This is a genomic window from Mucilaginibacter robiniae, from assembly GCF_012849215.1.
GTDB classification, from domain to species: Bacteria; Bacteroidota; Bacteroidia; order Sphingobacteriales; family Sphingobacteriaceae; genus Mucilaginibacter; species Mucilaginibacter robiniae.
The window spans coordinates 2,106,756-2,130,204 of the sequence record NZ_CP051682.1 but is presented as its reverse complement, the minus strand read 5'-3'; the positions used below and the strand labels follow the sequence as shown (position 1 = coordinate 2,130,204).

Sequence of the window (23,449 nt, the reverse complement as noted above, 5' to 3'; positions counted from 1 at the left end):
GCAGCCATTTACAGTGATTTCGTTTGATTTTGCAGCAGCTTCATGATCTCCGAATGCCGGTAATAGTAAGTACCGCCGATCTTCGAATATTTCAACTGTCCGCAAATTCTTAAATTCTGCAAGGTTCCGGAAGAAACCTTGAGCAGCGCTCTGACCTCGCTGGTCTTGAGCCATTCTTTTGCGGGTTCGATCTTGGTACCCAACAAGGCTTTAATATCGCTGAGCAGTTCCACCCGGAACGCCTCCAAATCTTCTTTGGTAATCACTTCTGCACTCATCACTTCTCAGTTTGCTGTTTGTCTGAAGTTCCCAAAAGCAGGAACACTTTGCTTCGCTGGTTATGTTTGAAAGAAGGTTCATAACGGATATAGCCGAAGTCATGCAGGTCACGGATGCATTTATGATACGTTGTCGGTGCCGATAGTTTCGCCACACGCATCAGCTCGTAACTGTAGGCTTCTACCGGGTTCCGGCAGGCATGCAGTTGCCAATATCTGAGCAGTGCTGCATAAATGCCGATATGGGTAATTGAAATCCGGGCATCCCGTTCAATCGCCTCAAAAAATGCCGATAAGGGCCTGATCGCTTCCATGCTTGGCTATAACCGTTACGCCCTGTTCAGGATACCCTCAGGTTATTCCTTCTTTTTTCCGCCTTTTGCCCTTGGTCGTTGTCCGCCACTCCCTGTTTCTGCGTTTCGGCCTTCTTTTCCTGTTGTTGCTGCGAAACATCACTTTGAGCTTGGCCTTGTCCCTGCTTTTGAAGGGGCCGAACTTCCAGGCGCTGCATATGGCTGTCATAAAATTTGAGGGATTTGTCCAGTGGGCTGGCTTCCAGGGAAACTGTTTGTTCTTTGCCGTCCGTAACGAGGGTTGCTTTCTGTTGATTGCCTTTTTCCAGTGAGGCCACCAGCCGGGCCCGGTCATAGGCATCGTCCAGCTCTTTCACCGGGTAGTTAGCCAATGTTTTTTCCAGGTCGAAGCCGAACACCTTGCGTTGCAAAAAGTTGCCGTTCTCATCCGTTTGCTTGAAGTTCAGCTGTGTCCAGGCCTGGTAGGTTTCGTCCGTCGCCCTAAACCGGACCTTCTCGCCTTCGCCGGTCTGTTCCAGTTTGTTAAACTCCTTGAATACGGCCCGGCCTTCCAGCATATTGTACCGTTCTTTCAGCGTGAGATTGTTTTCCTTGCCGACATAATAGGTCTGGGTTAGGGCTTCCTGGTTACCTGCCGGTTTTACTGTCAGCTCAAAGCTGTTGAAGAAGTACATATCGCTTTCTTTGGACTTCTGAAAGTTCAGTACAGACTTAACCTCGCTTTGGTTGAACGTGGTTTCATGTTCAATTTTGAAGGAAGCCTGCTGCGACTGGATCATCTCTTTCAATTCATTATCCAGGCCTTCTCCAAAGCCCATGAACTTTACCTGGTTTTTCAGGTAATCATAGTTTTTCTCATTCATGATTCACTCGTTTATCGTTAATACTTTGGTTGACTAATACATTGTTGCGCAGCAGCAGCGGATGCTTGTCCTGGAGCTTCGCTTTGATGCGCTTGATCTTTTTAGAAAATAGGCCCTTCGCGGTGGTTAGTCCGGCACCCGCCAGTTGCGTGGTCAGTGAAGGATCAAGGCTCATGAACTGCACGCCCTGTACACCGCTGCTGGCGCCATCCCGAACCGCGTCCCCCGTTATCGCTTCCGGTACCCGGATACCTTCGAGGCCATCAGTCATGTCGTACACCGTTAGGTCGACCGGCAGAATAGTATAACCAATGCGAACCATCTTAAGGGTCATGGTTAGCCGCTGGTTATACAGCGAACCGCTGCCGTAGATGAGCTGGCCTTTGGGAAGGAGCTGCCCGTTTAAGGTCACTGTGTCCATCAGCTTCAGCCGGACTACGCTTCCCTGCGTAATTTTCTGGTTCCCATCAATGATCGCGGGGATCGCCCGGAACCGGCCCACGGACACTGCCGGCTGTCTTCGCTGGCTGTCCAGTCGTTCCGGGTGCTGAATATCCAGGATCTTTTCCATCAGTCTGTTCATCTGTTTGAGTTCCGGGTCTTCTGCAGGCGTCTGTACCTGTATGGCAGGAGCAGCAGCTTCTGAAGTCACGGGTGCTGACGGGTTGCTTTTCTCTAGCGCTGCCGGAACGACTACCGGCGGATGAATTGCCTTGTGCAGCGCCGCCAGCCTCGCGTATACTTTAGCCTCATTGGTCGCCGGATCACTCGTGCTATTTGGCTTCTCGATGCGGGAGGTACCCGTCATCCGGCTGGCGAGCATCGAAGCCTGCGGCTGCGGGAAATGCAGCCTGGCCGTATCCGTGTCCGCCCGCTGGTGGTAATAAGGGTCGCTTTTCATCTGCTGGCGTAGTTTATCGGAATCCCTGGCGGCCTGGTCATAATAGCTCATCTTGTCCAGGTTAGTGTCGCTTTTCAGCCGGGCTTCCGGCAACTGGCTGTTGAAGCCCCGCGCGGTGGCCTGTTGATCTTCTATCGGGCTGGCTTTACCGCCGCCCAGCGCCCAGAAAAACAGGGTCACAAACGGCAGCACCATTAAGGGCATCGCTAGCAGCATCTTTCGCTGCCGGTCCATTTTCGGAGTTAAGTTTTGTGGTTTCATATCGAGATTGTTTGTATTGACACGAGAGGTTAGTGATTAATGACCTTGAGATCCCGGTTTTCGAGTGTTGCCCACCGCTCAATCAGGAAGCCGTGTGGATTATTGTCGCTGCGCGAGGCGTTACGTAACTGCCCTTGGGTAATCAGGCTGCGCGTGACTGTACTGGTGGTCCGGATGATATTTTGGGTCGCATAGCATTTGAAAGCGTAAGGGTAGCTGCGCAGATCTACGGCGACACTATCGACTTGAATTTGCTGGCTGATATTACCGGCAATGATGTTGGCATAGTAACCATTCTCACTCAGGTTGTCGTATTCCTTTTTGGCTGATTCATCAGCCAGGTACAGCGCTTTGGTCAAGTTAGCCTGGATGACCTTTTCATCCGGGTCCAGCGTAAAAAATAACTGGTGGAACGTTTTTACATGGTCACGGGCTTCCACCGCAACGTTGTCTTTACGGCCGGCGGCAACAGCTTCCAGTACTTTACCATCATAAAGAATGTACACCTTGCTTTCCGTAGCCACGATCAGTGACCTGCACTGGTAAACCGTGAAGCACACGATTGAAAACGAGGTAACGATAACTGCTATGGTAAAGCCGCGTACGTGCTGGAATGCGGTTTCCAGATTGCTGAATTTTTTGAACATCTTTCTAGGGTTGAAGAGGTAAGACTTAATTTTTTCCGGATAGCTTCTCTTTGAGTGGTTCAGGGTTGCCCGGAGATTGGCCCGGGCTGGCGTTGCCTGCAGAGGATGAGGGCCTAGCCGGATTTGCATGGCTTCCTGTAAAGCCTTGCATCAAATTGCCGCCGATATAAGACACCGCCATGGAGGCCAAAGCACTGGTGCGGTTGAACAGGGCGTGCCCGCCGACGTTCATAATATAACCTGCAATACTGGGAACCGTGAAATAGCCCACAATGCCGATCACCATGAAAATCAGGTAAGCGGTGTTCGTATCGCTGAAGTGCACATCGGCCGATCCGCCCGATTGCTCCAGTTGGATCATGTTCTCCTGTATCTTGGCGATGATCGCACCGAAAATATTGGCGACCGGCAGCCAGAGATAAACATTGACATACCTAGCGATCCACTGCTTCAAAGTATGCTGGAAGCCGTCAAAAATGCTGAGCCCGAAACATAGCGGCCCGAGTATGGCCAGCACGATCAGCTTAAAGGTCCGGATTGTATCGATACATAAGGCTGCGGCTTTAAACAAGACGTTTAATAGCTCGGCAATTGCTTTCTTGATCATGTTTTTGAACCCCCAGCCGGAGAACTGATCGGCCATATTAGTGCTGCCCGTGCTGGTGCCGGTGCTGTCGGGATGGCTGTACTGGTACCACTTATCCGGGTCACTGTTCATGGAGGTGGCCCCCTGCTGTTCGCCGGATGAGGTTTGTTCGTTTTCCAGCATGCGGGTAATGGCGGCATTGGAAGTCGTGACCATCGCATCGGTAGCCGTGACGGTAGGTTCCAGTATACCGTTCATCAAGGTAAGTACCAATGGAAAGATCAGGATACAGAAACCGATGGCGAACGGCCGCAGCAGCGGGTAAATTTCCACCGGCTCCGCGGCTGCGAGGTGCTTCCAGACCCGTGCGCCGATATACCACAAGGTAGCAAAGCCGGCAATACCCTGGGATACACTGAGCATCCCCGAACATAATGTCATCATCTGTTTGTACAGGTTGTTCAGCACACCCTGCAGGCTTTGCAGATCATCTGCCACCCCTTGCGCCATCGACAATAAAGGCATGAGCGTCGCCAGAGCGGCCAGGGAAGTCACTTTAAATAGTTGATTTTTCATTGTTAAATCAGTTTATGCCGTAAAGATTTCGGAGGGTCTGCCGGTCGTTGTCGTCCCGCGCCCTTTGCACAGCAGTTCTGTAGTTCTGGTCGTTAAATTTCCGGAGGAAGCTTAATTGGGTCTGGCTTACCGTATAGATATGGTCAATGGCCGTCAGCCTCTGGGCATCGCTCATCCGCAATTTGCTGTCTGTTAAAATCAGGGATAAGTCATCGATGTTCTTCAGGCTGCTGCTGATCAGGTGATTATACACACCTAGCATATAGCTGATCTCGGTTGCAGTAAAATGCTTATCCTGACGGAAAGCAGACCAGGCACTACGATACTCACTGATGACCGTAGTTTGGTTATTAACGATATCTACAACGCGGACATAGTTCCGGACGGTTGGACTGACGGCCAGCAGTCCGTTCAGAAAGGCCTGATGTAAGTTGAAATTGCCCTCAGAAACGTCCTGAACTGCACGGTAGCCTTTATTGAGCACTTCATAGCCGGTATACATCTGCGATAGCATAGTTTTCAGACCGGCCAGTTTCTGGTAGTCCAGGGAGAGCTGTTTCAGCAGATCATCTATGGATTGCGCCCGGCTTCTTCCCGGGGTCATGATGCTCATGCTGAGCATCATGACGAGTGTTGTCATTATTTTTTTCATGAGCTTACGAATGAATGCCGTATAATTTCTTGAGTTGATTACGGTCGTTGGTCGAACGTTTACGAGATTGAGCCATTTGCCGGCAGCGCGACGTGAAGGAGATCGCAAAAGCCTGCTTGTCCTGCATCCGGGCATAAAGGTGGTCGATGCGCTCTAACCGCTGGTGATCGTTGAGTTGCAGTTGCCCCGGGGTCAGCACCTGGCTGAGATCGTTCATATCCTGGTTGCATTGCCTGAGCAGGTTCTGTTGTACCTGAACGATATAGGTCAGTTCAGCCGCATTCATTATTTTCTGCTGTTGCTGCCAGGTGAGCTCTCTGGAGAATAGATTTTGGATGTTCGCCTGCATGGCGATCATCGCTTTCCCTTTCGGATTGGACTGGATGACCGGGCTAACTTGCTTAAGCGAATTCAAATAGGCTTGGTTCAGATTGAATGATCCCGATTTGAGATCATGGGCCGTATTCAGGCCTGTCTCCGTGATACGGTACCCGGTCTGGAGCCCCGACAGCATAACCTGGTAGGCTGCGATCTGCGCAAGCATCAGTTTGAATTTAGTGGATTGCTGGTCGAATATACTGCCTGTGCCCTGGGCATATAAGACATTACCCGCCAGGCCGGTGAAAAGAAAAATCATGCTGAGCTTTTTCATAGTGATGGATGAGGGTTTTAAAGTTGCTTAATGAATGCCGTATAATTGTTTGAGGTGCTGCCGGTCTGTCTCGTCCTTCGCCCGTTCGTAACTGATGTCCACATTCTGCTGGTTGTACTGTCGGAGGTGATCCAGATTCGTTTGCATGCCGGTGGAGGCATGGTGAACAACGGCCATTCGTTCTGCATCATCCATCTGGGTGCTGAATGAGTTCACAGCTAATAGAAGCTCATCGAGGTTACGGGCACTTTCCGCCAGCATACCGCCGTAGATGTTCTCCATCGCCTGGAGTTCTGCCGCAGAAAAGTGCGGATCCTGGTGAAAAAGCGCACTGGCCTGGTGATATTCCGTGAGCAGCTGGGCTTGCTGGCTGATGATCGTTTTTACCTCTTCATAATCCGCGATCACCGTTTTTACCTTGGACAGTTCGGTATAATAATCCTGATATAACGTACGTTCCTTACCCAGCCAGCCGGAGATATCGTTCAGGCTGTTCAGGTGCAAGCTATTTTCCACCTGCTTTTCGGCATTTTGCAGCGCAATGGTCTGGTTCTGCAATTGCTGCACCTTCAGATCGAGCGCCATGATGACCTTTTTGACGACTGTACTGACCAGGCTGACGACAGGAATTTGTGCGGTCGCTTCTCTTGACGGAATCATGAGCAAGGCGAGCGCCAGGTTGAGTATCCAGAGTATCTTTTTCATACACTTAAATTTTTGGTTTGATAGTAGGTTTCCAGGTGGATTTCTCCGCCTGGTGCATTTTCTTCCAGGTAAAGTAGCTGCTGCACGGGTTCCAGGAACACGTAACTAATGCTGCCGATAGCGTAAAGATGCCCGCTTGATCCCCAACCGTAAATGGCAAGGAAACTATGCTCCCGCAGGTAGTTGCCATTCACAAAATAGCGCCGGGTCACCCGGAAAAGCTGACCGTGAGGATTGATCAGCAACTGCACCAAATATTCAGCAGCTGGTTCAGCTTCACGCCAGGTTCTGACATAGACCTTTTGCAGGGCCTTCCGGCTTGCCCGGTGGGCGTTGCAGAATTGAAACAGCGCTCCGATGACCGATCTACACCGGGTAACTGCGTTTTGCTTTTTCATCTTATCCTCCTTTCTTTTGGGTTTGTTGGACCATCATCTCAATTCCCTTTTCCATGCTGCCATATTGAGCGGCCAATTCCAGTACCCGCACCCGTTCAGTTCCTTCCGTGGTGTAGGCGTAGTATTCTTCCGGGCAGAGCTCATTTTTGAAGACCTTCATGACTTGGCCGCCGATATCCACAAAGATTTCGCGGTTGTCCTTGTTGACGGAGAGCAGGATCGTTTTTCCTTTTTCATTCATGCCCAACACGTCCTGCAGTTTCTCGATCTTTCCCTGGAACTTGCGCATATCCATCAGGATCTTGAGGTCGGCGTTATTGATAATGGCGTCCTTGATGATCGGAGAACTGATCAGGTCATCCAGTTCCTGGGTGATCACAATAGGGACGCCGTTAAACTTCCGGATGGTTTTGAAGGCATATTTGAGGAATTCGGCCATGCCGGACTTGGCGATCGCCTTCCAGGCTTCGTCAATCGTCAGCACTTTCCGCACGCCTTTCAGCTTCCGCATCTTGGAGATGAACAGTTCCATGATGATCAGCGTGACGACCGGGAAGAGGATCGGGTGATCCTTGATGTTATCCAGTTCGATGACGATAAATGGCTGGTCCAGCAAATCCAGGTTCTCGCGCCCGTTCAGCAGGTGATCAAATTCACCGCCCGCATAATAAGGTTGCAGCACATACAGGAAATTATCCACATCAAAATCCCGGTCTTTTACCTTATGTCCTTTGAGCACCTCCACATACTGAATTGCGAGATATTCATAAAAAGAGTCGAAGCAGGGAAATACCTGCGGATCGTTCTGCAAGTGCTGGTAATAACCTTGCAGGGCGTTGGAGAGCGCTACATATTCCGAACGGTTAAAGCCCTCGTTTTCCTGCTTCCATAACGCGATCAGCAGGGCCTTAAGGCTTTCTTTTTTCTCCGTGTCGAGCGTCTCCCCAGGCTTGATGAAAAAAGGATTGAAGCGGATCGGATTCTCCTCGCTATAGGTGAAATAGTAACCGCCCACCAGCTCGCAGAGTCCCAAGTAGCTGCCGCCGATGTCCACCGTTACGCAGTGCGCGCCTTGATCATACAGAGAGCGCAGGATGTGGTTCACCGTCATGGATTTGCCGCCGCCCGAAGTGCCGCAAACCAGCATACCCATGTTCGAGGTAATCCCCTCCCGGCGCGGTGCGTCGAACAGGTCGACAAATACCGGCCTTCCGGAGCGGTCACAGAAACGGATACCGGCATCAGGCCCAGCACTCTGGTAGTTACTCTCCAGGTTTAAAAAGCAGCACGCCTGTTCGGCGAAAGTGTCGAAGGTATCGTTGGCCGGGAAATCGGCAGCATTCCCTGGAATACCTGACCACCAGATCTGCGCGGCGCCGACCGTTTCCATCTTAGCGGCAGCATCCATGCCGGCCAGGGCGGAAGCCACCTGGTTCTTCATCATTTTCAGGCGCTCCTTATCCTCGGACCAGACCATGACGTTGAAATGGGCTTTCACTGGCAGGCGCCCTTGGCTGATGGCTTCATTGAGGAAGTCGTTTGTAGCCTGTAAGGCAATCGCATTTTCGCGGGAATACGCGGATAAGGATTGCAGGCGAAGCCGCTTTTTCTCTAATTGTTTCAGCGTAGCCTGGGTGTCACCGACAAAGAGGTACTGGTTATAAATATGATCGCAGGGGAGCAGCAGCCCTAACCCTGCGGCAAAGCTGACCGGGAACTTGGTCTTATCGGTGGAAAAGCTATCATAGGTGATGCGTGATCCACACATCCCCGGCAGGCTTTCCGCATCACCCAGGGTATAGATAGCCACCTCCCGGTTGCCGATACGCATATCCTCGCCAAAGCTGATATCTTCATAGAGAGGCTGATCCTCTTTTTCAGGCAGATAGCAATACCGTTCGATCAAGCCGCTGCGCTTCGCCTGGCTCGTTAATTCTTCACCTTTCAACTGCCGTAATTGCAGCAGCCGCGTATCTTCCAACAGCCGCTTGAATTGAGCCGCCTGATCCAGAAAAGCCTGAATGATCCGGCTTTCCAGCGCATCTTGTGGCACCAAAGTGGGGTACAATAAATTAGAGAGCAGGGAACTGGAAACTTTTCGGCCTCCCGGTTTTCGCGTCAACAGCAGGTAGCAATCATGCTGGAGGTAGGGTCTCCCGCTAAAATAACGCTCACTGGCCTGCTTCAAAAAGCTGCTCGTACGATGCCCGGCGGCGGGCTGATATGACCGGCTCAGGAACCAGTCCTGCTTGTGCACGACACAGTGTGGTGGTAGCGCTCGTATCGCTTTCACCCAGGCCTGGTGCAATCCTTCGTAATCTTCGTCGGACAACGTGAATAATTCGGGCAGCCTGACCTGGTAGACCAAGGTCACATCGCCCTGCTTGGAGAGGATGCAGTCCTGCTCAATGCCCAGAATCGGTAATCGATCTTTTAATTCCTTTTCCATGGATCTGACGATGAATGATGAACGCCTTGGATAGTATAGTAAATTCCATCTGTTTGAGGTTGTGGTTTCCCTGGTGATCCCGGTTGGCGCTGGTGCAGCCGACCGCTCAGGTGCTGGAAATTTCTCCGGGTGTAGGATTTGAGTACCCGTGGAAGTCGTTTACGGGCAATAACTTTCATCAGGCCATGCTCCCCATATTGGTGGCTCCAGGCGAATATCCGGATGCTGCCCGTGACCCCTGCGCCACCCACGAGTGGCAGGCAGATGTACGTGGGTGCGCCACAGATATACAGGACTGCAAATGTGATCATCAGCACAATGACCATCGCGCCGAAATACCAGATGTACTGCGCCCGCAAACCCTGGAATTCGATGCTTTTATTAATGCCTTTGTTAATAGTGTAGATACTGTTGCTCATATTTCTTAGTTAATTTTTAAGGATTTATGTTTCCGGACGGGTGCCTGCTCTGCCGGGGCTTCTCTGCTGCGGAAGTTACCCGCAGCGGTTTCTGCTGGTCCAGGGTGTTGTTCCGGTTCACGCAACGGGATGATAACCGCTTCCCGCTCTTGCTCTGTGGCAAGGGGTTCATTTGGATGCTGCTGCTGCTTACCCCGGATCTGCGCGGCTATTTCCTGTTCCAGCCGGGTCAGCTCCGACTTGAGTTGCTGAAGCTCTGCCTCCCGGTCAAACGGGCGGCCGATCAGCTTTTCCATTTGGGGAATCTGCTCACGCAGGGTTTCCAGTTCTTTGGTGTGCTTATCCAGCAGGGACTCGGTCTTGTCGATCGCCTGGAGATAATGCCGGGCAGCCAGCTTCGGGTTGTCCGTATTCGGCGTACCCGAGTTATAGGTATAGCGCAGGCCGGTTTTAGCGCTTTCTAGGTATTCCGGGGATGTTGACCAGGCTATTCCGTGGCAAACTGACCAGTCTGAGAACTGGCGGAATGATGCAGCCAATGCTGTAGAAGCATTATTACAAAGTTAGCTATCTCAAGTTATTATTGGTAACTGATTTCCTTTTCATCAGCCCTGCGTTTTTTTCTCATGGATTCACCCTTGAGATCCAGCCGGTGAGCGCTGTGTACGATACGGTCTAATATTGCATCAGCTATTGTTTTTTCACCGATGACCTCATGCCATTTACTGACCGGAAGCTGTGAGGTAATGATCAGGGATGCTTTACCATGCCGGTCTTCAATGATCTCCATCAGGGCAGCCCTGTTTTGTGCATCAAAAGGCTGCAAGCCAAAGTCATCGAGTATGAGCAGTTGCTGGCGTTCAATCTTTGCGATCTCTTTGATGTAGGAGCCATCAGCCTTGGCCATCTTGAGTTTGGCAAATAGCTTGGGTGTACTGGCATAGAATACCCTATAGCCCTGCATACAGGCCTGGTAACCAATAGCAGAGGCGATGTAGCTTTTGCCAATGCCGGTGCTGCCGGTCAGGAGCACATTCTCATTGCGCTCAATGAAGGTGCAGTCCGCCAGGCGCATGACCAGGTTGCGGTCAATGCTCCGCTCTGCCTGGTAGTTCACCTCTTCAATGGACGCTTTGTAGCGGAACTTGGCATGATAGATCTGGCGCTCTATACGCCGGTTATGCCGGTCATCCCATTCGGCATCCACCAGGTAGGCCAAGAGTTCATCGGCCGTGTAGTGATCTGTTTGCCCGGTTTCCAGGCTGCTTTGAAAAGCATGGAACATGCCGAAGAACTTCATCTTCCGCAGTTTGTCTAAAGTGTTTGTATTCATATGACTTGATTCGTGTTTACTGGTAATAGTCTTCGCCTCTGATGTTATCATGCTCGGGCATGGTAAGTTCATTGGCAAATAAGCTTTCTTCGTACTGATCGAGGTTCTTTTCCAGGATCATTTGTATGGTCTTGTAACTGTACATGCCATAACTCAGGCCTCTTCTGCAGGCCAGGATCAGGCGTTCATTCCCGGCTTTACGGGCAAAGCCCAGCACACCGATGCAGGATCGGTAAGCCTGCTCTGCATGGTGCCTGCGGCTAAGGATATGCTGGATATAAAGGCGCACATCCTCATGGATCGATGCGGCCCAGGACAGGAACTTTTCCGGGTTCCACTCGGCAACGAACTGGTGGGTGGAAGCCAGATGGTCTTTATCCGTAATGTAGCGGTGCAGCCCCTTGGTACGCTTGTGAATGGCTATGCGTTCATAATGATAGAAGGCCTCTACCGTCGTGCTGGAATACAGCAGCTTGATCTTTTTGCCGATGAAGCGGTAAGGCACACTATAGTAGTTCTTATCAGGCCCGAGGCTGACATGCCCGTTTTTCATCACGGTGGCATGAAACTGCTTTTTAAGCTCATAGCGCAACACGGGTAAAGGCATAAGCGTTTCACGCTCTACCTCCTCGAATTGCTGCCTTCTGCTGTAAGGCCGGCTTTGCATCAGCCGGTTATTATGGGCTTCCAGCAGTTCATGAATAGCGGCATTCAGCTCTTGCAAGGAATGATAAACGCTCTTGCGCAGGGGAACATAAATGCGGCTATAGATGATTCTTACGGCACCTTCTACCAGCGCTTTATCACGAGGGCGGAATGCCCGGGCAGGTAAGATGGTCGTGCAATAATGATTGCTGAAGTCTTCAAACGTTTCATTCAGCGTAGGTTCGTAACGGTTACTTTTAGTGACGGCAGCTTTCAGATTGTCCGGAACAATGGCCTCCGGCACGCCGCCAATGTAATGCAGGGTATGCTCACAAGCGGAAATGAAGTCTTCTTTTTGCTGGCTCATGACCGCCTCGACATAGGTCAGCTGGCTGGCCCCAAGTATGCCGATGAAGACCTCGACAGGAATGATCTCCCCGGTATCCCGGTTTGTGATGCTCAGCTTTTGACCGGCAAAATCCACATACAGCTTATCACCGGCCTTGTGGTCGATGTGCATCACAGGGTTAACCCGGGCCTGCCACTGGGTATAATAAAAGCAAAACTGGCTATACTGGTAACCGTCCGGAAACTCTTTACGATAAGCCTCCCAAAGCATTTGACGGGTAACACCGGTACGTTTCAGCTCTTTGTCTACTTTGGGAAAGCAGCGCAGCATGGCTTGCATACGGCTGTTGGGAGAGCGCTCCTTAGCCTTGCCAAACAAGTCTTCCAGCTCTTTATCATTCAAAGCATTGACTTCATCAAAGCTGAAGCCGCTCTCCTTGAAAGAGGCCAGATACTTCTTTACGGTGTTTCTGGATGCGTCTGCCTGGGCTGCTATAGACATGATGCTGCGCCCGTTGGTGTACATCCTTAAGATCTTTCTTATCTTACTCATACTGATCGTAGTGTTAGCCATACTTTGAGAGTTTTGTAACCCTACAAAGATGACGGCTGCTACCGCATCAGCTGCATTCCAGGGGTGGTCAGTTTCGCCCGGAATCCCTGGTCAGTTTGCCCCGGAATGGGGTGGTCAGTTTACGCCGGAACGCCTGACCTCTTTAAGACAGAACACCTGGTCATTTTCAGCAGAATACCCAGTCTATGTCCGAAATATGGCCCTAAAGTATGGTAACGACGGTTTGCGTCGCATTCATGAAGTCGGGGTACACATCACTAAAGAAGTATACGAGCAGCTACTTGCCACCATTACCAATTTGGCTGTTCCGCACACCATCTGTTTCGGCAATTTTTACTGGGACCCGTTAACCTTGGATGGTATTTATCGGTCGATGGAGAAAGGCGGTTGGCCGGAAATCCCGAAAACTATCTTTGGCGCATCAAACCAGCTTGCCGAACTAATCACTCATGTGAACCAATTCGCTCCGTTCAGTGTCGAAAAGTATCTCAAAATAAACCCAGCTGAAGAATGGGGCGCCAAGAAAATCGTATCGCTTTGCATCTTTGCCCAAAACTGGGGTGCCGGGCTACCGTTAAAAGACGTAATCAACCCTGATTCCTGGCCCATACAAAATAGTGAAGATATCGACACCCGTATTGACGATGTTCATACCAAAGTCATGTTTGGTATCCCAAAATTGCTGCGACCGGTCTTTCAGATATACGACCACTTAAATGACACTAAAACAGCTTCCGTATTAGGCTTTATCGAAAGCGGGTCGACCGATACCAGCGTCCGTACCCTCATAGAACTCGGCGTGCCCCGTGAAACTGCCATCGCATTGACCATCCAGGAAAATGCCATCAACTTCCTCAACGGCGACGGTGTAGTAATTCCGCAATCCCTGGAACGATTCATAAACGCCGCCCGCAATAATCCAGCATTAAATGAATGGCACAAATTCTTGATCGAAGAGATTTAATCACCTATTTGTTATCTTAGACCACATTTATGTAACAACCGGACGAAGAAAAACATACCATTATTAACATTTAGAGGAGCTTCGTCCGTATATACCCGCTACCAGCAGTTATGAAAAAAAATTTATACTTACGATTTCGATTATTCTGTAAACTTTCTAACGAGCCGAATTCGCTTTCTAGAAGAATTTATTGATCACAATTAACGCTCACCAGATCCATAACGTTTGGACGATTAAAACAAATGGCGACTCGTTTCATACTAAATGAAGTAGTTTTATTGAAAGCTGCATTGGAACCAGAGATTATTTACCCGAAACCAGAACCAAAATCATCGAACAGCTGGCGCGCTGTCGGCATCGTTTTGTTATTATTGAGACTACGGACTATTGGTACCGGTCAGCCCGGGACGACCAACCATAGCAGCAGCCAGAGCAAATATATACAACTAGATAAATGTAGTAAGTAGCTCCTACATGTTCAACCGTTTATTTGGTGGTATTAGTGATCTATGTATTAAGGTACGGTGGAAATTAGTTCATTTTTAATAATAGATAACTATTTATTATCATTATCTCGGCAACAATACCGCCTTCAAATTGCCACGCTGTTTTACGAATAGCAAGGTTATCGCTAAATCTCTGACCTGCCATAGAAGTATTATTATTAAAAGATTCTCAGACGCATAAAAGAACGGAGGTCGCAATTTGCGGCCTCCGTTCTTTGTTATTCTATGTTATCAGGCTTATAACCTATACGGCTTCTTGGCGGGGAAACAGTTTTTTTAGAGATTAATTCGTCAAGACAATTAAATATCAAGTCAAATTTATCATCAAAATCCTGCATTCGGCCAATGATCCTTTGAACTTCATCTTTTAATGCTTCTGTTTCTGAAAGAAAGGACCTCAAAGCGATAAATACCCTGACGATCTGAATATTAACCGCTATCGCAATTTCACTATTCAATACGCTCGCCAACATTACTGCGCCATGTTCAGTAAAGGCGTAAGGTAAGGTTGAGGAGAACTTCAATGGTTTGAAGTGTTCAAATTGCTCAATCAACTGCTGTTTTTCTTCGTTGTTTATTTGGAACATAAAGTCTTCAGGAAATCTTGCGATGTTCCTTTTGACCTTTTCGTTTAGACGTTTGGTAGGGGTTTGATACAACTCGGCAAGGTCGCGGTCAAGCATAACCTTTTTACCCCTTAAAATAAAGATCTTTTCAGCAATGAATTGCTGTGGAATATTTTGGATGTCCATGGTATTCAAATAAAGGTGGTCGCAATTTGCGACCACCTGGTTAAACGTTAGTAGGTTGTAATGAACTTTGAAGTTTGGCTTGTAAGGCATGCATATCTTCGCTGATCTTTCGATCAACGATCTTGGCATAATGCTGTGTGTGTTTCAAGCTTTTGTGACCAAGCATTTTGGATACCGTCTCAATTGGAACACCATTGCTCAAGGTCACAGTGGTTGCAAACGTATGCCTGGCAATGTGAAAAGTCAAATTCTTCTTAATGCCTGACTGATCTGCTATCTCTTTTAGGTAGGAGTTCATCTTTTGATTAGACAGCACAGGCAGCACCAAACCTTTGGCTACGCACCTTTCGTCATTCGCATACCTTTCTATAATTGCTAAAGCAGCAGGTAATAACGGAAGGCGGGTAGGACTTTCTGTTTTCTGACGGGCGGTCATGATCCATTTACTACCGTCGAAACCATCAACGATATTATGTCTGCGTAAACGGTAAACATCAACGTAAGCAAGACCTGTATAGCAGCTAAAAAGAAAAATATCCCTTACATGATCAAGCCTTTCTATCTCAAACGCTTTTTCGGTAAGCGCTTGCAACTCTTCCCTGGTCAACGCGACACGGACCACCTCACTACGCTTACCTTTAAAGTTGGCAAAAGGGTCACCTTTGATCCAGCCCTTCTTCATGCATTCAAGTACTATCTTTTTCAGGTTACCGATGTACTTCAAGGCAGCATTTTTCTTGCACTTGCGCTCTGTCTTCAGCCAATAGTCAAACTGGCTCACGAATTCATAGTTCAGTTCTTTGAGCTCGAGATCCTCTTTGCCATATTTCCAACGTATAAAGTTCTGCGTATGGTCATGAGCGGTTTTGTAGCGTGTAAGCGTGGACTTGGCAAATTCGGTACCAATCAAGGCTTTCATCTGCTCATTATGTTGTTTGAATGCACCGATAATTGTATGGCGCTCTTCCTCTTGCCCAGTAAGCGCAGCTTTGAGCGCATCTGCTGTAATCGGCTTGTCAGCATTTAACAATGCTGTACGCGCTTTGTAAACACTTGTAGTAAGGGTGTTCAGGTAAGCTGCCAAAGTTGCTGATTCCTGGTTAGTGCCGATAGGGCAACCTTTGGCGCTGTTCCATTTCCGGTTGTCCCATTTTCTTTTGGTGGCGACGTCCTTTGACTCCCCGTCAACGGTGATCTTCAGGTAAACAAATCTTGCATTACCTTTTTCATTTTTGGGCTTCTTCAGAAAGAAGAATAACCCCAGGCTTTTTTCTAACATAACGAAACGTTAAAGGGTTAAACAAATTTCGAAATGCAGCGTCTTTTTGTCAAGATGTTCATGGTATGAACTAGTTGACTATTAATTGGTTATAGCGTTTTCAGCGCGTCTTTTTTTCACCGGAAAAAGACGCCATAGATGACGCCCTGAAATATTGGTGAATTTTGACAATTTTGGGAGGTCCTAAAACCAGAAAACCCCTCAAATCGCTAAATTTGAAGGGTTTTGCACATTTTGTGAATGTATTTGGCGGAATGGACGGGTCATGAACTTTGTTCATAACTGTCTTAATTTCAATGCCTTATAAAATCAAAAATTTACTACTCAATGAATCACGCAATGGACAAATGAGTCTAAATCGTTGATATAAATATCGTAAAATTTTTATTTGATGCAAACTGAAGTTATAGTAATTGCGGATATAAATTATGATTGCCTCTCCTTCATAAAACCATTTCGATATTTTATGAAAGGTTTTTGCCTATACACCTATATAATTCATCTACCATTTGACTCGTGTCAACTACGACTATTTGAATCAACATAGTCAATAAGAACTAATAGATAAAAGCCAATCCTGCACCCAGTCCCATATCACTATCGTAATGAGTAGACAAAGCAAGATATTTGGTACATATGTATCTGAAACCCGCCGTATACTCTTTATCAGTATTAACCATCAAGCTAAACCTTAATCTTGGCGTGACGGGGATATCTTGCCGGCCTAATTGAAAGCGGATTTTACCATTGCCATCTGCCCGCATGTCAGCAACAAACAGCATAGGTAGTGTATAAGCTATACCCGCTACCACCGTATGCCGGCGCTCCTTATCACTGACTTGGCCGAATATGTTGCGGTAATCGCTGCCAAAAATATTCTTCTCGTTCCGGGCTGAATTTTTATAATGATAGTCAAAACCCACATAAGGTAATAACCATTGCATGCGGCCGACATAACGGCCAACCATCGTTTCACTTTCGTAACCTTTTTGACTATTCAGGCCCAAGTGCCAGGTAGTGTTGACCGTCCAACGGGTATTGGCTAAGGATGCCTGGCCGTCGCTGCCGTTGCTTTCCAAGCTTGCCTCTGCCTTCGCATAATACTTCCGGTCATCGGCATATATCTTTTTTAATGAGGTGGCAGGATTAGGAATCTCCGGGTTAGACGGTGAGTTTTCATAAGTAAAAATACGGCCCATACCGCTCATCATATGGTATAGAATATGGCAATGGAAAAACCAGTCGCCGCTTTCCGTTGGCGCAAATTCAATGGTATCACGCTCCATAGGCATGATGTCCAGCGTATTCTTTAAAGGGCAGTAATCGCCCTGACCGTTTGATACCCTGAAATAATGGCCATGCAGGTGCATCGGATGCCGCATCATAGTATTATTGTATAGCACTATTCGGACGTTCTCTCCTTTGTGGATCAGTACCTTATCACTTTCGGATACGGTTTTGTTGTTAATGGTCCATACATAACGGTTCATATTACCGGTCAATTCAAAATACAGGTTTTTGACGGGCGCATTGGGTAAGGTGGTTTTACGCTTAGCGTGCAGCATTCCGTAATTAAGCGTTACAGAGCCGCTGCTATCACGCATATCCCGTCTTTCCATATCTATATCATCCATGGGCATCATTTTTATCGTCGCCACCAGCTTCGGGATACATCACGGTATTCATATCCATTATCTGGTTCTGCATTTTCATGCCGTCCATTTCTTTCATGTTACCGCTCATATCCATCATGTCGTTCATCATCTGCATCCCCGCGAAATAGTTCAGGCGCCCTAGTTTTTTAGCTAAATATGATTTTCCTTGCCCTAGCCATAATGAAGTGTGCCCTGTGCGGTCTTCCGAAGTAGCTGAAAATTCAAAGCGCCCGCTTTGTGATACCGTCACTTCCACATCATAGGTTTCAGCTACGCCGATGATCATCCGGTCAACGCTTACCGGCTGTATGTCTTCGCCGTCATTCGCTACAACGGATAGTTTTCCACCCGCATAGCTAAGCCAAAAGTATGTGGACGAACTACCGTTAACGATGCGCAGCCGAATTTTTTCGCCGGGCTTCAGATCGTTCATCTCAGTTTCAATTTTTCCATTGCTGAAAAAACGGTCGTAATACACATCACTCACATCCATTGCCGTCATCCGCTTCCATTCATTGTTAAGCTTGGTTTTGAAATGACCGGAAACGATAGCTTCAGTATAACTTTGTGTGCTACCCTTACGTATGGCATACCAATCGCTGGCATTATGTAACCTGCGCTGCACTTGTTCCGGGTTTTCGTCGGTCCAGTCGCTCAGCAATAAGGTATATTCCTTTAGCTTTTCCGGCGGTTTTTCATGAATTACAAAGGCGCCGTACAAGCCGCTTTGTTCTTGGGTCATGGTATGCGAGTGATACCAGTAGGTACCATGTTGTACCAGCGGGAATTTGAATAAATGCGTTTCCCCGGCTTTAATTGGCGATGTGGTCAGATAGGAAACGCCGTCATAACGGTTGGGCAGGATCAGCCCGTGCCAATGGATGGAGCTTTCCATCATCATCTCGTTATGCACGTAAATCACCGCAGTATCACCTTCGGTGAAATGGAGTGCCGGGCCGGGTATAGTACCGTTGATAGCCATGGCAGGGCGTTGTTTTCCGGTGTAATTCACCATGGTATCACTCAGGTACAGATGAAAAATTTCCCGTTTACCTTTTTTGACATAGAAAGGCAGACGGCCATTTGCAGATGGCGTACCGCCCATGTGACTATGCTGTGCCTGTGCTAGAGAACCACAGACGAATAGCGACAGGGTTAAGAACAAAGCCCTCATAGCCTTATTTTGCTACCGGTAAGGTTTCCGTGGTTTTACCGCAGTTCAGCATTTGCTTACCGTAATAAGGGTTTTTGATGTCAGCGCTTTCACTCAGCCAGGTGGCCTTTCTCATCGGGCAATATTGTTCATAAACCGGCGCGCTGTTTAATTTTAGACTTTTGAGTACGGCAAACATACTTTTTGAAAGACTGGCGAAATGCTCACGCTGATGATCAAGCGCCGTACTTTCGCTGATATGACGGCTGTCGAATTGCAGCTTATCGGTATAAGACGACCATATCCTTTGTTGTTCAGCAGTAAATAGGGTTGCATTAAATGTTTCAACTGCGTTAAGCAGTGCTTTGGCTTTAACCTGTGCTAAAGTGCTATTGTCAGCTGCAAGTGCATCTTTTAATTCATAATAATTACTTAAGATGGCTGGTGTTACAAGATCTGGTGTTGCAGGCTGCGCTTTCGCTGCAAATACCGCGGCGAACAGGCTTATCGTCAATGTCACGGTTTTAAGTACCTTTTTCATTTATGTTACGTTTAATTGTTTTGCTGTGTTTACTTATCTAATCTGGCCAGTATCCGCTTCATTTCAGCGATCTCTCTTTTCTGCGTAGCAATAATGCCATCCGCCAGCTTTCTTACTTCCGGGTCTTTAATATCAGCGTTTTTGCTTGTCATAATAGCAATAGAATGGTGAGGGATCATACCTCTCATATACTGCACATCGCCAACAAAAGTCTGTGTTCTTACCCCAAAAAGGGATAGGCCGAATACGGTAAGACCAACTATAATGATCACCAGATTAGTCTTCTTGTTTTTATACATCATACCCATGGTAGCAAGCATGAGTATTGCCATTGCAGCTATCATCATCAGTGTCATGTAAAGCCGGGTCATGCTTAAATATATATAATCCACCTCATCTACATTAAGAAACATAATCCCGTACATCAGGATGAAAGAAATTACCATGGTAAGGGCAAAAGTTTTATAGCTGCTTTCACTCATCTTTTCCATTCTTTTTTAATTGAAATTTTATAAATCAGTTAGTTAATAAATGAGTGTCAATCCACCCCCAAACCCGTACTGGTTATCGTAATTAGCAGAGATGGCAAAATTTCTCCCTAATATATAAGAGGATCCTATTTGGTATTCATCATCTGTGTTGTAAGAAACACCCAGCCGCAGCCTTGCGGTAAGGGGTATATCCGGTCTGCCAATCATAAACCTCACCCGGCCTTTCTGGCTTACCCGAAGATCGGTTTGGAAGAACAGGGGTAAAAGATAGCGCAAGCCTACAACGCCTATCTGCATACCATCTTTACCCCGCGGGTTGCCTTTGATATCATCGCTAAAATCTGCGCCAATGTAGGCGGCAAAAAATTGTCTGTGGTCCAAATAGCGCTGAAACCGTGGCTCGAATTCGTAGCGGCCGTCATAACTTACCCGGTAGTCGATATTGCTTTCATAACGGGTATTGCTAAAAAACCAGGAGCCCGAACTGCCCTGAGAATGAAAAGCCGCTGAACCCCACAGAAACCAGCGACGGTCGTCATTGATCAGGGGATTAGAAGGCTGGTATTTCTCAACCTCGGGATTGCTTGGCGAATCGGCATAGCGCACCACCCGGGCCATGCCACCTATCATATGATACAGTATATGGCAATGGAAAAACCAATCATTCGCAGCATCCGCCTCAAACTCAATAATCTGGGTTTTCATAGGCTCCACGCTTACCGTGTGTTTCAGCGGCGAATAATCCCCCTGTACATTCAGCACCCTGAAATAATGACCGTGCAGGTGCATGGGATGCTCCATCATGGTAGTATTGTGTATAACAAAGCGCACCCGGTCCCCTTTCTTTATCAGCAGGCGGTCGGCTTCTGATAGTACCCGGTTATTGATTGACCATACATAACGCAGCATATTACCCGTAAGGTAAAGCTGGTAAGTGCGCACCGGGTGGCTTTCGTCAATCGCGGTAGAATTTTTAGCCTGTAACATATCATAGGTCAATATTTTTCCTTCACCGCCCATACTCAGCATCATAGAGCCGCCATGGCCTATCGTGATACCGCGGCCATCATCCTTCATGTTCATTCCGCCCATGTTCATCATATCCATGTTACCTATGTCTTTCGTCTTCGGGTTGATTAGATCTGCCGGCACAGGTTTCGTCGGTGTTGTGTCTTTCTTCATTCTCATGCTACTCATACCCATACTGCCCATGTCCATGCCGTCCTTTTTCATATCGCCGCCTTTGTTCAAGCCGAGTGTAAGGCCATCATTTTTCACCTTATCGGATGCTACCGAGCCCATCGTCATGCCCGCCATCATTTTATTCATGCTGTGCATCATTTTAAAATAGGGAACTTTAGGAATATCGGCGGTATTAATGGTCTGTCCTGAACCTAAATAAGCGGATACTTTGCCCGAGACATCCTGTGCAGTGGCTCTGAACTCGTATTTGCCGCTTTTGGGAATAGTGACCAGTACATCATAAGTTTCGGCAACACCAATGAGCAATTTATCTACAGCTACCGGCTTAACATCCAGACCATCGGCAGCTACTACCGTCATTGTGCCGCCGGCAAACTGCATCCAGAAATAAGTAGATGATGAACCGTCTATAAGCCTTAACCTGACTGTTTCACCGGCTTTGAATCCAGACAGATCAACACCTGTTTTTCCATTCACTAAAAACCTGTCGTACTTGACATCAGAAATGTCCATTGCGGGCATCCGCATCCATTCCTGTTTCAATTTGTCGTTGAAGTAACCCTTTGATGCTGCCTCGCCATAGCTTTGTACCGAACCCTTTTGTATAGCAAACCAATCGGTTTGCCTCTTAAGCATCCTTAAAACCTGGCCTGGTTTTTTATCTGTCCAGTCCGAGAACAGCAGTACCTGCTCCGGCATCTGGATTTCCTTTTTCTGTGGATGGATTACTATTGAACCGTAAAGCCCCGATTGCTCTTCGAGCATGGAATGGGTATGATACCAATACGTTCCGGTTTGTTTTAACGGAAAAATAAAAACGTGCGATGTATTTGGCTTGATAGGCGCGGTCGTTAAATAGGGCACGCCATCATACTGGTTAGGAATTAGGATGCCATGCCAGTGTAGTGAAGTTTCAGTACTCATTAAATTATGCACGGTAATGTAAGCGGTATCCCCTTCGGTAAATTGCAATTTAGGGCCAGGTATTTGCCCGTTTATTGACATGGCATGAGCTGGTTTGCCCGAGTAAGTTACGATGCTGTCTTTAATGTACAGGTGATAAGTTACCCGCTTGCCGGGTGTAATGAGGTGATCATTAAGGGAAGCAGCAGAGCTTTTTATCTTCCCTTGTTGCGCCATAATTTGCAGGCCCGAGAAGATAAGAAGAATAATGAATATACTGTTTTTCATGTGGTTGTTCAAGGTGTTTTCAAATTTTATCAAGGGCCTTCCGTTGGCGCTGTTCAGAAATCTTAAACTGGCTCGGTGTCATACCGGCGGTTTGCTTAAATTGCGCTGAAAGGTGTGCGCTGCTGCTATAGCCCATTTTCCATGCGATCTCATTCAGGTTCAGTCCGCCATATGCCAATAGTTCTTTTACTTTTTCTATTTTTTGCTGGATGATAAATTTTTCAATAGTGATATCCTCTTTATCGGAAAAGGCTCGGCTTAAGTAAGCGTAATCCTTATTCAATTCATCAGAGAGATAATTAGAAAAATTGATATGCGTATCAGTGAGGTCGCCATAATGAACCTTTTCAATGATGCTATTTTTGATACGCTCGATCAGGCGTTCCTTTTCACTGTCGATCAGTTCGAAGCCTAATACTTTAAAAGCCGAAGCTATCCGGTTCAATTGTTGAGCACCGGCGTCAGGCCGGATCGTGGCCTGACCTAAAGTTACCGGCCCGACGGTAAAGCCGAAGTTTTCTAATTGCTGGCGAACGACCATTATACAGCGGTCGCATACCATGTTTTTGATATATAAGATCATTTCTAATTCAAGCTGATTAACAGACAATAAAATGCCAGGCCGCAGGTGCGGTGTTGCTTGAATCAAATAAGAAGGGTACGAATCTGAATTAAATAATCTTTTCCGGAAGGGCCTGGCGGTGCATGACTATCGGTCCATAAATTAATCCGGGACTGAAATGAAAAATCAAATCTGTTTTCGGGATATGCGGACAACCCTACGGAGAGAAATTCCAGATGAAACGGCAAAGACCCAACCGGTGGTTTAATGTTTTCTTTAACTATATAAGTGCCATGCTGATCGCAGCAACTACAGCCCTTTCCACCTTTACAAGGTTTTTGGGAATGCTGATTATTAGTGGATCTGGCCATTCCGGCCATGTGCTGACGATGTGCAAAAACGTTTTCCGCCATGCAATGCACTACGCACACAAACATACCTGTGGTTAACAACAGGTAAAATGCGGCAAGGCCAATGACAGCAGTTCTTTTCATCATCTCAAAAATAACACATATTAATTAAGCTGATTTACATAATTACATTTAAATCTT

General features: G+C 47.5%; 25 protein-coding genes. 1 reads left to right on the top strand and 24 read right to left on the bottom strand.

Annotation, left to right across the window (positions count from 1 at the left end):
• Positions 1–8 precede the first annotated feature (8 nt).
• The 15 genes from HH214_RS09575 to istA are packed head-to-tail and all read right to left on the bottom strand — an operon-like array spanning position 9 to position 12,580.
• Entirely contained in the window at positions 9–278 is a 270-nt protein-coding gene (locus tag HH214_RS09575; protein WP_169607208.1) for a helix-turn-helix domain-containing protein, read from the bottom strand.
• A complete protein-coding gene (locus tag HH214_RS09570) occupies positions 278–592 on the bottom strand; it encodes a hypothetical protein (RefSeq protein ID WP_169607206.1) in 315 nt (104 codons plus the stop codon). Before HH214_RS09570 ends, HH214_RS09575 begins: the two co-directional genes overlap by 1 nt.
• Before the next feature lie 26 nt (positions 593–618).
• Complete coding sequence (locus tag HH214_RS09565) at positions 619–1,455, bottom strand: hypothetical protein (protein WP_169607204.1); 837 nt, start codon at positions 1,453–1,455, stop codon at positions 619–621.
• Positions 1,448–2,617 carry a conjugative transposon protein TraM gene (gene traM / locus HH214_RS09560; RefSeq protein WP_169607203.1) on the bottom strand — a complete coding sequence of 390 codons (1,170 nt, stop codon included), beginning with the start codon at positions 2,615–2,617 and terminating at the stop codon, positions 1,448–1,450. Before traM ends, HH214_RS09565 begins: the two co-directional genes overlap by 8 nt.
• Before the next feature lie 29 nt (positions 2,618–2,646).
• Positions 2,647–3,264 (bottom strand): conjugative transposon protein TraK, encoded by a 618-nt coding sequence (traK, locus tag HH214_RS09555; RefSeq protein ID WP_169607201.1) that lies wholly within the window; start codon positions 3,262–3,264, stop codon positions 2,647–2,649.
• A gap of 25 nt (positions 3,265–3,289) precedes the next feature.
• The gene (gene traJ / locus HH214_RS09550) at positions 3,290–4,426 is read right to left on the bottom strand and encodes a conjugative transposon protein TraJ (protein ID WP_169607199.1); all 1,137 of its coding nucleotides are present in this window, start codon (positions 4,424–4,426) and stop codon (positions 3,290–3,292) included.
• A gap of 7 nt (positions 4,427–4,433) precedes the next feature.
• Complete coding sequence (locus tag HH214_RS09545) at positions 4,434–5,078, bottom strand: TerB family tellurite resistance protein (protein ID WP_169607197.1); 645 nt, start codon at positions 5,076–5,078, stop codon at positions 4,434–4,436.
• Positions 5,079–5,082: 4 nt separating this feature from the next.
• A complete protein-coding gene (locus tag HH214_RS09540; protein ID WP_169607196.1) occupies positions 5,083–5,730 on the bottom strand; it encodes a hypothetical protein in 648 nt (215 codons plus the stop codon).
• Between the two features lie 27 nt (positions 5,731–5,757).
• The gene (locus HH214_RS09535) at positions 5,758–6,435 is read right to left on the bottom strand and encodes a conjugal transfer protein TraI (protein WP_169607195.1); all 678 of its coding nucleotides are present in this window, start codon (positions 6,433–6,435) and stop codon (positions 5,758–5,760) included.
• Positions 6,432–6,833, bottom strand: a complete 402-nt coding sequence (locus tag HH214_RS09530; RefSeq protein ID WP_169607194.1) for a hypothetical protein — start codon at positions 6,831–6,833, stop codon at positions 6,432–6,434. Before HH214_RS09530 ends, HH214_RS09535 begins: the two co-directional genes overlap by 4 nt.
• A 1-nt stretch (position 6,834) precedes the next feature.
• A complete protein-coding gene (locus tag HH214_RS09525; RefSeq protein WP_169607193.1) occupies positions 6,835–9,282 on the bottom strand; it encodes a TraG family conjugative transposon ATPase in 2,448 nt (815 codons plus the stop codon).
• Positions 9,267–9,701, bottom strand: a complete 435-nt coding sequence (locus HH214_RS09520) for a DUF4133 domain-containing protein (RefSeq protein ID WP_169607192.1) — start codon at positions 9,699–9,701, stop codon at positions 9,267–9,269. Before HH214_RS09520 ends, HH214_RS09525 begins: the two co-directional genes overlap by 16 nt.
• 5 nt (positions 9,702–9,706) lie before the next feature.
• Positions 9,707–10,240 (bottom strand): hypothetical protein, encoded by a 534-nt coding sequence (locus tag HH214_RS09515; RefSeq protein ID WP_169607191.1) that lies wholly within the window; start codon positions 10,238–10,240, stop codon positions 9,707–9,709.
• 41 nt (positions 10,241–10,281) lie between these two features.
• Positions 10,282–11,034, bottom strand: coding sequence for an IS21-like element helper ATPase IstB (gene istB, locus HH214_RS09510; protein ID WP_169605652.1), 753 nt, complete (start codon positions 11,032–11,034; stop codon positions 10,282–10,284).
• A gap of 16 nt (positions 11,035–11,050) precedes the next feature.
• On the bottom strand, positions 11,051–12,580 hold the full coding sequence (gene istA / locus HH214_RS09505; RefSeq protein WP_248282179.1) for an IS21 family transposase: 1,530 nt from the start codon (positions 12,578–12,580) through the stop codon (positions 11,051–11,053).
• A 49-nt stretch (positions 12,581–12,629) separates the two neighbouring features.
• Between istA and HH214_RS09500 the strand changes: the two genes are divergently transcribed.
• The gene (locus tag HH214_RS09500; RefSeq protein WP_169607190.1) at positions 12,630–13,565 is read left to right on the top strand and encodes a hypothetical protein; all 936 of its coding nucleotides are present in this window, start codon (positions 12,630–12,632) and stop codon (positions 13,563–13,565) included.
• A gap of 724 nt (positions 13,566–14,289) precedes the next feature.
• On the opposite strand, the gene HH214_RS09495 is transcribed toward HH214_RS09500, so the two are convergent.
• The 9 genes from HH214_RS09495 to HH214_RS09460 form a co-directional block, all read right to left on the bottom strand.
• On the bottom strand, positions 14,290–14,823 hold the full coding sequence (locus HH214_RS09495; protein ID WP_169607189.1) for an ORF6N domain-containing protein: 534 nt from the start codon (positions 14,821–14,823) through the stop codon (positions 14,290–14,292).
• 40 nt (positions 14,824–14,863) lie between these two features.
• On the bottom strand, positions 14,864–16,102 hold the full coding sequence (locus tag HH214_RS09490; RefSeq protein WP_169607188.1) for a site-specific integrase: 1,239 nt from the start codon (positions 16,100–16,102) through the stop codon (positions 14,864–14,866).
• A gap of 557 nt (positions 16,103–16,659) precedes the next feature.
• Complete coding sequence (locus tag HH214_RS22095; protein ID WP_248282250.1) at positions 16,660–17,736, bottom strand: multicopper oxidase domain-containing protein; 1,077 nt, start codon at positions 17,734–17,736, stop codon at positions 16,660–16,662.
• A complete protein-coding gene (locus tag HH214_RS22090; protein ID WP_248282249.1) occupies positions 17,729–18,931 on the bottom strand; it encodes a multicopper oxidase domain-containing protein in 1,203 nt (400 codons plus the stop codon). The genes HH214_RS22095 and HH214_RS22090 overlap by 8 nt, the downstream gene beginning before the upstream one ends.
• 4 nt (positions 18,932–18,935) lie before the next feature.
• Complete coding sequence (locus tag HH214_RS09480; protein ID WP_169607187.1) at positions 18,936–19,451, bottom strand: DUF3347 domain-containing protein; 516 nt, start codon at positions 19,449–19,451, stop codon at positions 18,936–18,938.
• A gap of 29 nt (positions 19,452–19,480) precedes the next feature.
• Positions 19,481–19,942, bottom strand: coding sequence for a DUF305 domain-containing protein (locus HH214_RS09475; protein ID WP_248282248.1), 462 nt, complete (start codon positions 19,940–19,942; stop codon positions 19,481–19,483).
• A 33-nt stretch (positions 19,943–19,975) separates the two neighbouring features.
• Positions 19,976–22,336, bottom strand: a complete 2,361-nt coding sequence (locus HH214_RS09470; protein WP_169607186.1) for a multicopper oxidase domain-containing protein — start codon at positions 22,334–22,336, stop codon at positions 19,976–19,978.
• Positions 22,337–22,355: 19 nt separating this feature from the next.
• The gene (locus HH214_RS09465) at positions 22,356–22,985 is read right to left on the bottom strand and encodes a helix-turn-helix domain-containing protein (protein ID WP_315853202.1); all 630 of its coding nucleotides are present in this window, start codon (positions 22,983–22,985) and stop codon (positions 22,356–22,358) included.
• Positions 22,982–23,395 carry a hypothetical protein gene (locus HH214_RS09460; RefSeq protein WP_169607185.1) on the bottom strand — a complete coding sequence of 138 codons (414 nt, stop codon included), beginning with the start codon at positions 23,393–23,395 and terminating at the stop codon, positions 22,982–22,984. The genes HH214_RS09465 and HH214_RS09460 overlap by 4 nt, the downstream gene beginning before the upstream one ends.
• Positions 23,396–23,449 lie beyond the last annotated feature (54 nt).